Raw genomic sequence first — 15,155 nt, forward strand, 5'->3', positions numbered from 1 at the left:
CGGCAACATTATCACGGCTCAAACGGTCGACGCTGGAACTGATCGTGTCCGCATTTCGGGCATAGCGGCAGCACGTCAGGAGTGTACACCGCTAAATGGAAGTGGCACTTCTCGCAGACCAGATTGCCCAACCCGACCACCTCGCCGCTGTGATAAACCCCGTGATGGCTGAGGTCCTGGAACACTTCGCGCCATTCGAGCTGCGTTTTATCGGTAATATCGGCCAGTTCCTGCCAGATACTCTCTTTGATAACCCGCATAAAGACGCTGTCGGTCTCCTCATCGAGGCTTTCTTCATAGCTCAGAGCAAACTCTTCCAGATCGCGTCTGACGGCCCGGGTGAGCTCTTCCACCTCGGTGCGCGTTAACTCCCCGGTCTGCATAACGCGCTGACGCGCCTGTTCCACCAACGCATCAATATCGCGTTCGCCATTACGCAGGCGTTCACTCAGTGAAGCCACCAGTTCACGGTAATATTGAGCAACCTTGTTCATCGCTTCGCCTCCTGGGTCGTTAACTGTCTATAATAATAGACGTTATTTACGCTACGCTTTGCAAGACTGTCCACAGAGTGTGTAAATTCGTGCAAGAATTATCCTTACGGGAATTCAACGTTGAATGCGCGAAAGGCTGTTTTGGCGCGGGCGTTTGGGCTATGCTATGCGGATCTAAAACACCACATCTAGAGCTACGTTTGTAGCTGTATTGAAAACAGGACCACTGGCTGCCATGCAAGAGCAATACCGCCCGGAAGAGATAGAATCCAAAGTACAGCTTCACTGGGATGAGAAGCGCACATTTGAAGTTACCGAAGACGAGAGCAAAGAGAAGTATTACTGCCTGTCTATGCTTCCCTATCCTTCTGGTCGACTACACATGGGCCACGTCCGTAACTACACCATCGGCGACGTGATTGCCCGCTATCAGCGCATGCTGGGCAAAAACGTATTACAGCCAATCGGCTGGGATGCGTTCGGTCTGCCGGCGGAAGGTGCAGCGGTCAAAAACAATACCGCCCCCGCGCCTTGGACGTACGACAACATCGCTTACATGAAAAACCAGCTCAAAATGCTGGGTTTCGGTTACGACTGGAGCCGTGAGCTGGCAACCTGCACCCCGGAATACTACCGCTGGGAACAGAAGTTCTTCACCGAGCTGTACAAAAAAGGGCTGGTGTACAAGAAAACGTCTGCCGTTAACTGGTGCCCGAACGACCAGACCGTACTGGCGAACGAACAGGTTATCGACGGCTGCTGCTGGCGTTGCGATACCAAAGTTGAGCGTAAAGAGATCCCGCAGTGGTTCATCAAAATCACCGCTTACGCTGACGAACTGCTGCGCGACCTGGATAATCTGGATCACTGGCCTGACACCGTGAAAACGATGCAGCGCAACTGGATTGGCCGCTCTGAAGGCGTGGAAATCACCTTCGATGTGAACAATTACGACAACACGCTGACCGTCTACACCACACGCCCGGACACCTTTATGGGTGCGACCTACCTGGCGGTTGCTGCAGGTCATCCGCTGGCGCAGAAAGCCGCTGAAAATAACCCAGAATTGGCTGCCTTCATTGACGAATGCCGCAACACCAAGGTTGCTGAAGCCGAAATGGCGACCATGGAGAAGAAAGGCGTCGACACTGGTTTCAAAGCCGTTCACCCGCTGACTGGCGAAGAGATCCCGGTTTGGGCGGCAAACTTCGTGCTGATGGAATACGGTACAGGCGCAGTTATGGCCGTTCCGGGTCACGATCAGCGCGATTACGAATTTGCGACCAAATATGGCCTGACCATCAAGCCGGTAATTCTGACCGCTGAAGGCGCAGAGCCGGATCTGTCTGAACAAGCGCTGACCGAAAAAGGCGTGCTGTTTAACTCCGGTGAGTTTGACGGCCTCGACTTCGAAGCGGCCTTCAACGCTATTGCTGACAAGCTGGTAGCTAAAGGCGTGGGTGAGCGTAAAGTTAACTATCGTCTGCGTGACTGGGGTGTTTCCCGTCAGCGTTACTGGGGCGCGCCGATTCCGATGGTGACGCTGGAAGACGGTACCGTCCTGCCAACGCCAGAAGACCAACTGCCGGTTATTTTGCCGGAAGACGTAGTCATGGACGGCATTACCAGCCCAATCAAAGCCGATCCGGAGTGGGCGAAAACCACCGTTAACGGTATGCCTGCGCTGCGTGAAACTGACACCTTCGATACCTTTATGGAGTCGTCCTGGTACTACGCGCGCTACACCTGCCCGCAGTATCAGGAAGGTATGCTGGATTCCGACGCGGCGAACTACTGGCTGCCGGTTGATATCTACATTGGCGGTATTGAACACGCCATCATGCACCTGCTCTACTTCCGCTTCTTCCACAAACTGATGCGCGACGCAGGCATGGTCAACTCTGATGAACCAGCTAAACAGCTGCTGTGTCAGGGGATGGTTCTGGCCGATGCGTTCTACTACGTTGGCGCCAACGGCGAACGTAACTGGGTTTCTCCGGTTGATGCCATCGTTGAGCGTGACGAAAAAGGTCGCATCGTTAAGGCTAAGGACGCAGAAGGCCATGAACTGGTGTATACCGGCATGAGCAAGATGTCCAAGTCGAAAAATAACGGTATCGACCCGCAGGTCATGGTTGAACGCTACGGCGCCGACACCGTACGTCTGTTCATGATGTTCGCTTCTCCGGCTGATATGACGCTGGAATGGCAGGAATCCGGCGTTGAAGGGGCGAACCGCTTCCTGAAACGTGTCTGGAAACTGGTTTACGAACATACGTCCCAGGGAGATGTTGCTGCCCTGAACGTTGATGTGTTGAGCGAAGATCAAAAAGCGCTGCGTCGCGACGTGCATAAAACCATTGCTAAAGTCACCGATGATATCGGTCGTCGTCAGACCTTTAACACCGCGATTGCGGCGATTATGGAGCTGATGAACAAGCTGGCGAAAGCACCGCAGGCAGACGAGCAGGACAGAGCCCTGATGCAGGAAGCATTGCTGGCTGTTGTACGCATGCTTAACCCGTTCACCCCACACGTTTGCTTCACCCTGTGGCAGGCGCTGAATGGCGAAGGCGATATCGACAACGCGCCGTGGCCGGTGGCGGACGAAGCAGCAATGGTTGAAGACTCAACGCTGGTTGTAGTTCAGGTAAACGGCAAAGTACGTGGCAAAATCACCGTTCCGGTAAACGCCACTGAAGAGCAGGTTCGTGAACGTGCTGGCCAGGAGCATCTGGTGGCAAAATATCTTGATGGCGTTACCGTACGTAAAGTGATTTATGTACCGGGTAAACTCCTCAATCTGGTCGTTGGCTAAGCGCGGGAGGAAGCGTGCGACTTCTGACAACATTGTTGTTATCGCTGGCGGTGCTTGTCACCGCCGGGTGTGGCTGGCATCTGCGTAGTACTACGCAGGTTCCACCCTCAATGAAAACCATGATCCTGAACTCTGGCGATCCGAACGGCCCGTTAAGCCGCGCGGTGCGTAATCAGCTGCGTCTGAACGGTGTTACGCTGCTTGAGGACGGTACCATGCGTAAAGATGTGACGTCCTTACGACTTGGCGCTGTGAGTCTCTCAAAGGATACGGCTTCGGTATTCCAGAACGGTCAAACGGCTGAATACCAAATGGTAATGTCTGTAAGAGCTACTGTGCTAATTCCAGGTCATGATATTTACCCTATCAGCGCCAAAGTTTATCGTTCGTTCTTTGATAACTCTCAAGCAGCACTGGCGAAAGATAACGAGCAGGACATGATCATCAAAGAGATGTATGACAAAGCGGCTGAACAGTTAATTCGTAAGCTGCCAAGCGTACATCTGGCCGATACTCAGTCATCCAAGGCTGATGCTGAGCCTGCGGTGAATAAAACCGCAGCGCCTGCGTCATCTCCGGCGCGTGTCTCCACCACGCTGGGTAACTGATGCTCAAGTTGTACCCTGAACAACTCCGCGCACAGCTCAATGAAGGGCTGCGCGCGGCGTATTTACTCTTGGGCAACGATCCCCTCTTATTGCAGGAAAGCCAGGATGCCATCCGTCAGGCTGCCGCAACACAAGGATTCGAAGAACACCACGCCTTCACTCTGGACAACAGCACCGACTGGGGAGAGATTTTTTCACTCTGCCAGGCGATGAGCCTGTTTGCCAGCCGTCAAACCCTGCTTCTGCAGTTGCCTGAAAATGGCCCTAATGCCGCCATTAATGAACAGCTCGCGTCACTCGTCACTCTGTTACATGACGATCTGCTGCTGATGGTTCGCGGCAACAAACTCACCAGGGCACAGGAAAACGCCGCATGGTATACGGGGCTTGCAAATAACGCGGTTCAGGTAAGCTGCCAGACGCCGGAACAAGCACAGCTTCCTCGCTGGGTTGCCGCCAGGGCGAAACTTAACAACCTGCAACTGGATGACGCAGCCAATCAGCTTTTGTGCTATTGCTATGAAGGTAATTTGTTAGCACTGGCGCAAGCGCTGGAACGATTAGCGTTGCTTTGGCCTGACGGCAAACTAACGCTGCCTCGCGTGGAGAAAGCGGTTAACGATGCCGCGCACTTTACCCCATTCCACTGGGTAGATGCGCTGCTAATGGGCAAAAGCAAACGCGCGCTGCACATTCTGCAGCAGCTACGCCTGGAAGGTAGCGAGCCGGTTATTTTGCTGCGTACGATCCAGCGTGAGTTGCTGTTGCTGGTTAACTTAAAACGGCAGTCGGCCCATACGCCTTTGCGCACGTTGTTTGATAAACACCGGGTGTGGCAAAATCGCCGGGGCATGATGGGAGATGCGTTAAACCGGCTGAACCCGGCGCAACTGCGTCAGGCTGTTACGCTTTTAACGCGTACGGAAATTACGCTTAAACAAGACTATGGTCAGTCAGTGTGGGCGGAACTAGAGGGGCTTTCCCTTTTGCTCTGTCATAAATCGCTGGCCGATGTTTTTATTGATGGTTGATATGAAATCATTGCAGGCTCTGTTCGGTGGCACCTTTGATCCGGTGCATTACGGTCATCTTAAACCGGTTGAAATTCTGGCGAATCTGATTGGCCTTTCCCGGGTCATCATCATGCCCAATAACGTGCCGCCACATCGTGCGCAGCCCGAAGCGTCCGGTGAGCAACGTAAGCGTATGGTTGAACTGGCCATTGCTGATAAACCGCTGTTTTCCCTGGATGAACGCGAGCTGAAACGCGATACCGCCTCCTACACCGCGCAAACGCTAAAAGAGTGGCGCGAGGAGCAAGGCCCGAACGTGCCGTTAGCGTTTATCATTGGTCAGGATTCGCTGCTTACCTTCCCTTCCTGGCATGACTACCACACGATTCTGGGTAATACCCACCTCATCGTGTGCCGACGTCCGGGCTATCCACTCGAAATGGCGCAGGAAAAACACCAGCAATGGCTGGAGGATCATCTGACCCATTCAGCAGATGACCTGCACAACCTGCCTTGCGGGAAGATTTACCTGGCCGAAACGCCGTGGTTTAACATCTCTGCCACGCTCATCCGTGAGCGCCTGGAAAAGGGCGAGCCGTGCGACGACCTGATGCCAGACGCGGTGCTTGACTATATCAATCAACAGGGACTGTACCGCTAAGCGCCTTGCGTAAGGCCGTCAGCAGGCGGTTATTCTCTTCCTGGCTGCGAACGGCTACCCGATAATAGCGCGCATCCAGCCCCGGATAATTGGCGCAACTGCGAATCAAGACATGCTGTTTCAGCAACGCAAGTTGCAGATCAATATCCGCACGATCGCAGCGTAATAAACGATAATTTGCCCGGCCGGGATACGCCGTCAGGCCGGGCAGATCTTGCAGTTGTTGATCAAACCGCTCCCCCTCTTGTTCCAGCCATTTCCACGTCGCCCGCTGATATGCGCTATCGCGTAAGATAATCTCGCCAGCCAGGGCAGCAAACGCATTAATTGACCACGGCATTTGTTGGCTGCGCATCTGTGCAACGGCCTGTTCGTTACTGTTGACCAGATACCCCAGGCGCAGTCCCGGGATCGCATAGAACTTGGTGAGCGAACGCAGCACCCAAATATGCGGGTTCTCTTGCAGTAACGGGATAAACCCCGACTCCTTGGCAATAAAATCGATAAACGCTTCATCAAGGATCAGGGCGATCCCCAGCGACTCACAACGCGTGGCAATTTCACGCAGCAGGCGGGTTTCGGGCAACAACCCGGTGGGATTATTGGGCGTACAGAGAAACAGGCAGTCCAGCTCAAGCGTTAACGCATCGAGGATCGCATCGGTAAGCTGCCAGCCATCGTCTTCGCACAGCGCAAACTCATGGATCGTACACTCTCCCCATTGCAGCGCCCGACGATATTCCGCAAACCCGGGCGTCACAATCATCGCGTGGCGTGGCTTCAGGCCATGCACCAGGGTAAAAATGGATTCGGTTTCACCGTTCCCGGCCAGGATCCACGAGGACGGAATTTGATGATGCTCCGCCAGCGCGGCATGCAGTTGCGCGTAATCGACATCCGGGTAACGCTCCGTGCAGTCCAGATTGTCGATAATCGCCCGTTTTAAACTTACTGGCATACCCAGCGGGTTAATATTCGCGCTAAAATCCAGCAACTGCTCAGGCAAGATGCCCAACAATTCGGCGGCTTCTCGGGTGTTACCGCCATGTGCGCTCTTCAATAAAGACATCGTGCCGCTCCACGTAAAAAAGGGTATTTTAGTGAAAAATCACTGCGCAATCAGGGCAAACATCATATTTTGTGCGAATAGCCTCACGAGGAAAACATGAGACTCTGGTTAGTACGTCATGGCGAAACCGAAGCCAATGTCGCTGGTTTATATAGCGGCCACGCCCCCACACCGCTAACGGAACGGGGGATCGCTCAGGCGCAAACGCTGGGTACGCTGTTACGCAATGTCCCTGTCGACAACGTTCTGTGCAGCGAACTGGAACGCGCCCGCCATACAACGCAGTTGATTCTGGCGGAACGTGAAGTTCCTGTGCGCAACATGCCTGAGCTTAATGAGATGTTTTTTGGTGACTGGGAAATGCGTCACCATCGCGATCTGGCGCGCGAAGACGCCGAAAATTACGCCGTGTGGTGTAACGACTGGCAGAATGCGACGCCCACCAATGGCGAAGGTTTTCAGACGTTTTCTCAGCGAGTGGAACGTTTCATTGCCCAGCTTGCTGATTATAAAGCGAGCCAAAATCTGCTGGTGGTGAGTCATCAAGGCGTGCTGAGCGTGTTGATCGCCCGTCTGCTGTCCATGCCCGCTGCGGCAATGTGGCATTTCCGCGTCGAACAAGGCTGCTGGAGCGCAATTGATTTTTGTGACGATTTTGCGGTTCTGAAAGTGCTTAACAGCCGGGCCGTATGGCGCGACGGGGAGTGAAAGCGCTGTTTTTTATGCCGAAGGGCCTCTCTCCCATTGACACCCCATGACAGGCTGTTATTCTCCGCAGCCTGACTTTTCCCGCCCTTCAGAGCTTTGCAGAAATTGTTTTACAAAAATGGCGATGCATTCTGTGGCGTGGGGTGGGATGATAGCGCACTTCACAAGCGCATTCGGAGACATTTGTCCCGATATCGCCTCTGGTTCAGGTATACTAACAGACGTTTTTAACTCTTTTCACCCAGGGGGAACACTTGCAGGGTAAAGCACTCCAGGATTTTGTAATCGACAAAATTGATGACCTGAAAGGTCAAGACATCATCGCCTTAGACGTTCAGGGCAAATCCAGCATCACTGATTGCATGATTATCTGCACCGGTACATCCAGCCGTCACGTTATGTCTATTGCAGACCACGTGGTTCAGGAGTCCCGCACTGCTGGCCTGCTGCCGCTCGGCGTGGAAGGCGAGAATGTCGCTGACTGGATCGTCGTTGACCTCGGCGATGTGATTGTCCACGTGATGCAGGAAGAGAGTCGTCGCCTGTATGAACTGGAAAAACTCTGGAGTTAATGCGTGAAGCTGCAACTTGTCGCTGTGGGTACGAAAATGCCTGACTGGGTACAAACCGGATTTACCGAGTATCTCCGTCGGTTTCCGAAAGATATGCCCTTTGAGCTGATCGAAATCCCGGCAGGAAAGCGCGGCAAGAACGCGGACATTAAACGCATTCTCGACAAAGAGGGTGAGCAGATGCTGGCTGCCGCAGGCAAAAACCGCATCGTCACCCTTGATATCCCGGGTAAACCCTGGGACACGCCGCAACTGGCGACCGAACTTGAGCGCTGGAAACTGGACGGTCGTGACGTCAGCCTGTTAATTGGCGGGCCGGAAGGTCTCTCTCCTGCCTGTAAAGCGGCAGCGGAACAAAGCTGGTCACTCTCTGCATTAACCCTTCCACACCCTCTTGTTCGGGTTCTGGTTGCGGAGAGTCTGTACAGGGCGTGGAGCATTACCACCAACCATCCTTATCACCGTGAGTGATCATTGATTCTTGAGTAGATTAAGCAGCGGATGAAACTACAGAATTCTTTTCGCGACTATTCGGCTGAGTCCGCGCTGTTTGTGCGCCGGGCGCTGGTCGCTTTTTTGGGGATTTTGCTGCTAACTGGCGTGCTGATCGCCAACCTTTATAATCTGCAAATCGTTCGCTTTACTGATTATCAGACCCGTTCGAACGAAAACCGCATCAAACTGGTGCCTATCGCGCCGAGTCGCGGCATCATTTATGACCGCAACGGAATTCCTCTCGCCCTTAACCGCACCATTTACCAGATAGAAATGATGCCGGAAAAGGTAGACAACATTCAGGATACCCTCGACGCGCTGCGTAACGTCGTAGACCTGACGGACGACGATATTGCTGCCTTTAAAAAAGAGCGCGCCCGTTCACACCGTTTCACCTCAATTCCGGTAAAAACCAACCTGACTGAAGTTCAGGTCGCACGCTTTGCCGTGAATCAATATCGCTTTCCTGGCGTCGAAGTTAAAGGCTATAAACGCCGCTATTACCCATACGGCTCTGCGCTGACCCACGTAATTGGCTACGTATCGAAGATCAACGATAAAGACGTAGATCGCCTGGACAAAGACGGCAAACTGGCTAACTACGCGGCAACGCATGACATCGGCAAGCTGGGTATTGAACGCTATTATGAGGACGTGCTTCACGGCCAAACCGGGTATGAAGAAGTAGAAGTGAACAACCGCGGCCGCGTCATTCGCCAGTTGAAAGAAGTGGCGCCGCAGGCCGGGCACGATATCTATCTCACCCTTGATTTGAAACTCCAGCAGTATATTGAAACGCTGCTGGCGGGCAGTCGTGCCGCCGTGGTGGTTACCGACCCGCGTACCGGTGGTGTTCTGGCGCTGGTATCTATGCCGAGCTATGACCCGAATCTGTTCGTGGATGGTATCTCCAGTAAAGATTACTCCGGGTTGCTCAATGACCCGAACACCCCCTTGGTTAACCGCGCCACACAGGGTGTTTACCCCCCTGCTTCGACGGTTAAACCTTACGTTGCGGTTTCTGCGTTAAGCGCAGGCGTTATCACCCGCAATACCGGCCTGTTCGATCCGGGCTGGTGGCAGCTACCGGGCTCTGAAAAACGTTACCGCGACTGGAAAAAGTGGGGGCACGGCCATCTGAACATCACCCGCTCTCTGGAAGAGTCCGCGGATACGTTTTTCTATCAAATCGCCTATGATATGGGGATTGACCGGCTTTCCGAGTGGATGAGCAAATTTGGCTACGGCAAATATACGGGCATCGATCTTGCCGAAGAGCGCTCCGGCAATATGCCAACCCGCGAGTGGAAGCAAAAACGGTTTAAAAAGCCATGGTATCAGGGTGATACCATTCCCGTCGGCATCGGCCAGGGTTATTGGACAGCAACCCCAATCCAGATGAGTAAAGCGCTGATGATCCTTATCAACGACGGTTTGATAAAAGTCCCGCATCTGCTGATGAGCACGGCAGAAAACGGCAAGCAGGTGCCGTGGGTACAGCCACACGAACCACCCGTTGGCGATATTCATTCTGGTTACTGGGAAATCGCAAAAGACGGTATGTACGGTGTCGCGAACCGCCCTAACGGAACTGCGCATAAGTATTTTGCTGGCGCGCCTTACAAAATTGCGGCGAAATCCGGTACCGCGCAGGTCTTTGGCCTGAAAGCTAATGAAACCTATAACGCGCATAAGATCGCCGAGCGTTTACGTGACCACAAGCTGATGACGGCCTTCGCCCCCTATGATAAACCCCAGGTCGCTGTCGCCATGATCCTTGAAAACGGCGGTGCGGGTCCGGCAGTGGGTACCATTATGCGCCAGATCCTTGACCATATTATGTTGGGTGACAACAACACCAATCTGCCTGCGGAAAACCCAGCGGTTGCAGCAGCGGAGGACCAATAATCGTGACGGATAATCCGAACAAAAAAACATTCTGGGACAAAATCCACATCGATCCCACAATGTTGCTTATTTTGCTGGCTCTGCTGGTTTACAGCTCACTGGTCATCTGGAGCGCCAGCGGCCAGGATATTGGCATGATGGAGCGCAAAGTCGGCCAGATCGCAATGGGCCTGGTCATCATGGTAGTGATGGCGCAAATTCCCCCCCGGGTGTATGAGGGCTGGGCGCCCTATCTCTATATCTTTTGCATCATTCTGTTGGTGGCGGTAGACGCCTTCGGCGCCATTTCCAAAGGTGCGCAGCGCTGGCTGGATTTGGGTATCGTGCGTTTTCAGCCTTCTGAAATTGCCAAAATCGCCGTGCCGCTGATGGTTGCGCGCTTTATTAACCGTGACGTTTGCCCACCATCGCTAAAAAATACCGCCATTGCGCTGGTGCTGATTTTTATGCCCACGCTGCTGGTCGCCGCCCAACCTGACCTCGGCACTTCAATTCTGGTCGCCCTTTCCGGTCTGTTTGTCTTGTTCCTTTCTGGTTTGAGCTGGCGCTTAATCGGCGTTGCGGTGGTTCTGGTCGCGGCGTTTATCCCGATACTGTGGTTCTTCCTGATGCATGATTACCAGCGTCAGCGCGTCATGATGCTGCTCGACCCGGAAACCGATCCGCTGGGCGCGGGTTATCACATAATTCAGTCTAAAATAGCCATTGGCTCCGGCGGGTTACGCGGCAAAGGCTGGCTGCATGGTACACAATCGCAGCTTGAGTTTTTACCCGAACGCCACACCGACTTTATCTTTGCTGTCTTAGCGGAAGAGCTGGGTCTGGTGGGGATCTTGATTCTGTTGACGCTCTACATTTTGCTGATTATGCGCGGATTATGGATCGCTGCCCGCGCGCAAACCACCTTTGGTCGCGTCATGGCGGGTGGCTTAATGTTGATATTATTCGTTTATGTCTTCGTAAATATTGGTATGGTGAGCGGTATTCTGCCCGTGGTTGGGGTTCCACTCCCACTGGTCAGTTACGGAGGCTCGGCACTTATCGTGCTGATGGCCGGGTTCGGGATTGTTATGTCGATCCACACCCATAGAAAAATGTTGTCGAAAAGCGTGTAAGGGGTACGCAATGCGTAAGCAGTGGCTTGGTATCTGCATCGCAGCAGGAATGCTCGCGGCGTGTTCGAGTGATGATGGTCAGCAACAGGTTGCTGTCGCGCCGCAGCCTGCGGTGTGTAATGGTCCGATTGTTGAAATCAGCGGGGCCGATCCGCGCTTTGAACCCCTGAACCCAACGGCGAATCAGGACTACCAGCGTGATGGTAAAAGCTACAAAATCGTGCAGGATCCCTCCCGCTTTAGCCAGGCCGGACTTGCCGCTATCTATGATGCGGAACCAGGAAGCAACTTAACCGCGTCTGGCGAAGCGTTCGACCCGATGCAGCTGACCGCTGCGCATCCGACGCTGCCTGTCCCCAGCTATGCCAGAATTACCAATCTGGCGAACGGCAGGATGATCGTCGTGCGCATTAACGATCGCGGGCCTTATGGCAACGATCGCGTGATTTCACTTTCGCGCGCCGCAGCCGATCGTCTGAACACCTCCAACAACACTAAAGTGCGTATCGACCCAATCATCGTCGCCCAGGATGGTTCATTGTCCGGACCGGGTATGGCTTGTACCACGGTCGCGAAACAAACTTATGCCTTGCCTGCGCGTCCTGATTTAAGCGGTGGCGGCAATATGGGAAGCATGCCTTCGCCATCGGATGCAGGTCAGCCGCAAGGCGATATTCGTCCGATCAGCAATTCCACGCTGAAAAGCGATGATCCAACCGGTGCGCCAGTAAACAGCAGTGGATTCCTCGGTGCGCCAACCACGCTCGCATCAGGCGTGCTGGAAAGCAGCGAGCCGACTCTGGTGCCGCAATCGACAACCACCGCACCGATCACGTCAACCGCGCCGGCAGCAACCCCAGCAGCCGTCACAGCCCCTGCGCCTGCGGCAACTGCCAACGGACGCTATGTGGTTCAGGTTGGCGCAGTCAGCGAGCAGTCGCGCGCGCAGCAGTATCAAAAGCGTTTAAGCCAGCAGTTTGGCGTTCCTGGCCGGGTGGTACAAAACGGCGCAGTCTGGCGTATCCAGATGGGGCCGTTTGCCAGCAAAGCTGAAGCCTCCACATTGCAGCAGCGTCTTCAATCCGAGGCGCAATTACAGTCCTTCATCACCGGCGTGTAATAACGTAAATCAGGTATCTGAACTGTCAGTTTCTGTAAATGACATTAACAAAGTCACGCGGAAAGTCAGATGCCTGCCAGTTTTGCATTTGCTATAGTAGGGCACTTTTTTTAATTTCATCACGGACGTCGTAGTTCAGACCATGAAGACCACTTTTTCCGCTCGTTTCGTGCAGCGTATGGCGCTCACCGCGGCTCTCTGCGCAGCCTCTCTCTCTGCTGCCCATGCCGATGACCTGAATATTAAAACCATGATCCCGGGTGTTCCGCAGATCGATGCGGAGTCGTATATCCTGATTGATTACAATTCAGGTAAAGTTCTGGCAGAACAGAACGCAGACACTCGCCGCGACCCCGCCAGTCTGACCAAAATGATGACCAGCTACGTCATCGGCCAGGCGATGAAAGCCGGGAAATTCAAAGAAACCGATCTGGTCACCGTCGGCAATGACGCATGGGCTACGGGCAACCCGGTCTTCAAAGGTTCATCGCTGATGTTCCTCAAGCCAGGCATGCAGGTTCCTGTTTCTCAGCTGATCCGTGGTATTAACCTGCAATCCGGAAACGACGCGTGCGTGGCGATGGCAGACTTCGCAGCTGGTAGCCAGGATGCTTTCGTCGGCCTGATGAACAGCTATGTGAATGCGCTGGGCCTGAAAAACACCCACTTCCAGACCGTTCATGGTCTCGATGCTGACGGTCAGTACAGCTCGGCTCGCGACATGGCGATGATTGGTCAGGCTCTGATTCGCGACGTGCCTAACGAATACTCTATCTATAAAGAAAAAGAGTTCACCTTTAACGGCATTCGTCAGTTAAACCGCAACGGCCTGCTGTGGGATAACAGCCTGAATGTCGACGGTATCAAAACCGGTCACACCGATAAGGCTGGCTATAACCTCGTTGCATCCGCAACCGAAGGCCAGATGCGTCTGATCTCCGCCGTTATGGGTGGTCGCACCTATAAAGGCCGAGAAACCGAAAGTAAAAAACTGCTGACCTGGGGCTTCCGTTTCTTCGAAACCGTGAACCCGTTGAAAGTGGGTAAAGAATTTGCCTCAGAACCTGCCTGGTTTGGTAACACCGATCGTGCGTCGTTAGGCGTTGATAAAGACGTCTACCTGACCATTCCGCGCGGCCGCATGAAAGACCTGAAAGCCAGCTATGTGTTGAACACCACTGAACTGCACGCCCCGCTGCAGAAAAACCAGGTTGTCGGCACTATCAACTTCCAGTTAGATGGCAAAACCATTGAACAGCGTCCGCTGGTGGTGCTGCAGGAAATCCCTGAAGGCAACTTCTTTGGGAAAATCATTGATTACATTAAATTAATGTTCCATCACTGGTTTGGCTAAAAATCGAACACTTGAAAGTGTGATTTACGTCCCCATATACTAGGTATCCAGATAACTCCCACGCGCAGTGGGAGTTATTATTTTTTGATGTAACGCCGGAGCTGACATGAAAACCAAACTTAACGAACTGCTTGAATTCCCTACTCCATTTACTTACAAAGTAATGGGGCAGGCGTTGCCTGAGCTGGTTGATCAGGTGGTTGAAGTGGTACAGCGCCATGCGCCAGGTGATTACTCTCCGACGGTAAAACCGAGCAGCAAAGGCAACTACCACTCGGTCTCAATCACCATCACTGCTACACACATTGAGCAGGTTGAAACGCTGTACGAAGAATTAGGCAATATCGATATCGTACGCATGGTGCTGTAAAAACCTGTCGGTTACCCGCTGCATCCCCGCTCGGGTAACCCCTCCCCCCTGTGATATACTTTTCCCCTCTTTAACATTCTCTACGGAGATGCCGTTTTGTATCAGGATAAAATTCTGGTCCGCCAGCTCGGTCTTCAACCTTACGAGCCAGTCTCTCTGGCCATGCATGAATTTACCGATACCCGTGATGAAAACAGTCATGATGAAATCTGGCTGGTAGAGCATTATCCTGTCTTCACCCAGGGTCAGGCAGGTAAAGCTGAGCACGTATTGATGCCGGGAGATATTCCGGTGATCCAGAGCGATCGTGGCGGTCAGGTGACCTACCACGGGCCAGGCCAACAGGTTATGTATGTGCTGTTGAACCTGAAGCGTCGTAAACTTGGCGTGCGCGAACTGGTTACGCTGCTGGAGCAAACCGTCGTGAATACCCTTGCGGAAATCGGCATTGACGCCCACCCGCGAGCCGATGCGCCTGGCGTATATGTGGGTGAGAAGAAAATCTGTTCTTTGGGATTACGTATCCGTAAAGGATGTTCATTTCACGGCTTAGCGCTCAACGTGGATATGGACTTGTCGCCTTTCCTGCGTATCAATCCTTGTGGTTATGCCGGGATGGAGATGGCGAAAGTATCGCAGTGGGATAGCACGGCCACGACCGAGAGCATTCGCCCCCGCCTGCTGGCCAACATCTTCGCGCTGTTGGGTAACCCACCGCACGAGTACATTGCGGGCTGAAAATACGGTCATACTTTGCCACGGCATATGTTGTGGCAAATGGCACAAAACAACAACTATTTTACATTTTGCCAGCCTGTCAGGCTGCTTTCTGGCCCGTTTCAATGATATA

15 protein-coding genes are annotated in these 15,155 nt (G+C 53.4%); 13 read left to right on the forward strand and 2 right to left on the reverse strand.

The window, feature by feature from the left end; genetic code table 11:
- Positions 1-11 precede the first annotated feature (11 nt).
- Positions 12-494, reverse strand: a complete 483-nt coding sequence (locus tag HV243_RS17835; RefSeq protein ID WP_003022748.1) for a zinc ribbon-containing protein — start codon at positions 492-494, stop codon at positions 12-14.
- Between the two features lie 235 nt (positions 495-729).
- Between HV243_RS17835 and leuS the strand changes: the two genes are divergently transcribed.
- From leuS to nadD, 4 genes are read left to right on the forward strand one after another with little or no spacing between them, the layout of a single operon-like run.
- Positions 730-3,312 carry a leucine--tRNA ligase gene (leuS, locus tag HV243_RS17840; protein ID WP_100250034.1) on the forward strand — a complete coding sequence of 861 codons (2,583 nt, stop codon included), beginning with the start codon at positions 730-732 and terminating at the stop codon, positions 3,310-3,312.
- 14 nt (positions 3,313-3,326) lie between these two features.
- Positions 3,327-3,920: an LPS assembly lipoprotein LptE gene (gene lptE / locus HV243_RS17845; RefSeq protein ID WP_053388587.1), complete on the forward strand. Its 594-nt coding sequence runs from the start codon at positions 3,327-3,329 to the stop codon at positions 3,918-3,920.
- A complete protein-coding gene (holA, locus tag HV243_RS17850; protein WP_046274591.1) occupies positions 3,920-4,951 on the forward strand; it encodes a DNA polymerase III subunit delta in 1,032 nt (343 codons plus the stop codon). Before lptE ends, holA begins: the two co-directional genes overlap by 1 nt.
- A 1-nt stretch (position 4,952) precedes the next feature.
- Positions 4,953-5,594, forward strand: a complete 642-nt coding sequence (gene nadD, locus HV243_RS17855; protein WP_087121840.1) for a nicotinate-nucleotide adenylyltransferase — start codon at positions 4,953-4,955, stop codon at positions 5,592-5,594.
- Here the strand turns inward: nadD and cobD are convergent.
- Complete coding sequence (gene cobD / locus HV243_RS17860; RefSeq protein WP_053388586.1) at positions 5,569-6,663, reverse strand: threonine-phosphate decarboxylase CobD; 1,095 nt, start codon at positions 6,661-6,663, stop codon at positions 5,569-5,571. The genes nadD and cobD overlap by 26 nt on opposite strands.
- Before the next feature lie 96 nt (positions 6,664-6,759).
- On the opposite strand from cobD, the gene HV243_RS17865 reads away from it, so the two are divergent.
- From HV243_RS17865 to lipB, 9 genes are all read left to right on the forward strand, one after another.
- Positions 6,760-7,371 (forward strand): adenosylcobalamin/alpha-ribazole phosphatase, encoded by a 612-nt coding sequence (locus HV243_RS17865; RefSeq protein WP_053388585.1) that lies wholly within the window; start codon positions 6,760-6,762, stop codon positions 7,369-7,371.
- Between the two features lie 254 nt (positions 7,372-7,625).
- A complete protein-coding gene (rsfS, locus tag HV243_RS17870) occupies positions 7,626-7,943 on the forward strand; it encodes a ribosome silencing factor (RefSeq protein ID WP_003022728.1) in 318 nt (105 codons plus the stop codon).
- 3 nt (positions 7,944-7,946) lie between these two features.
- Positions 7,947-8,414, forward strand: a complete 468-nt coding sequence (rlmH, locus tag HV243_RS17875) for a 23S rRNA (pseudouridine(1915)-N(3))-methyltransferase RlmH (RefSeq protein WP_003022725.1) — start codon at positions 7,947-7,949, stop codon at positions 8,412-8,414.
- A gap of 30 nt (positions 8,415-8,444) precedes the next feature.
- Positions 8,445-10,346 (forward strand): peptidoglycan DD-transpeptidase MrdA, encoded by a 1,902-nt coding sequence (gene mrdA, locus HV243_RS17880; RefSeq protein ID WP_016152233.1) that lies wholly within the window; start codon positions 8,445-8,447, stop codon positions 10,344-10,346.
- 2 nt (positions 10,347-10,348) lie between these two features.
- The gene (gene mrdB / locus HV243_RS17885; protein ID WP_006685529.1) at positions 10,349-11,461 is read left to right on the forward strand and encodes a peptidoglycan glycosyltransferase MrdB; all 1,113 of its coding nucleotides are present in this window, start codon (positions 10,349-10,351) and stop codon (positions 11,459-11,461) included.
- A gap of 10 nt (positions 11,462-11,471) precedes the next feature.
- Positions 11,472-12,581: an endolytic peptidoglycan transglycosylase RlpA gene (gene rlpA, locus HV243_RS17890; protein WP_053388584.1), complete on the forward strand. Its 1,110-nt coding sequence runs from the start codon at positions 11,472-11,474 to the stop codon at positions 12,579-12,581.
- Between the two features lie 142 nt (positions 12,582-12,723).
- Entirely contained in the window at positions 12,724-13,935 is a 1,212-nt protein-coding gene (gene dacA, locus HV243_RS17895) for a D-alanyl-D-alanine carboxypeptidase DacA (RefSeq protein ID WP_003022711.1), read from the forward strand.
- Positions 13,936-14,041: 106 nt separating this feature from the next.
- The gene (gene ybeD, locus HV243_RS17900) at positions 14,042-14,305 is read left to right on the forward strand and encodes a DUF493 family protein YbeD (RefSeq protein WP_003022706.1); all 264 of its coding nucleotides are present in this window, start codon (positions 14,042-14,044) and stop codon (positions 14,303-14,305) included.
- Positions 14,306-14,401: 96 nt separating this feature from the next.
- Positions 14,402-15,043, forward strand: coding sequence for a lipoyl(octanoyl) transferase LipB (gene lipB / locus HV243_RS17905; protein ID WP_016155965.1), 642 nt, complete (start codon positions 14,402-14,404; stop codon positions 15,041-15,043).
- Positions 15,044-15,155: the final 112 nt, after the last annotated feature.

Source organism: Citrobacter sp. RHBSTW-00599, from assembly GCF_013784065.1.
GTDB lineage: Bacteria > Pseudomonadota > Gammaproteobacteria > Enterobacterales > Enterobacteriaceae > Citrobacter > Citrobacter braakii.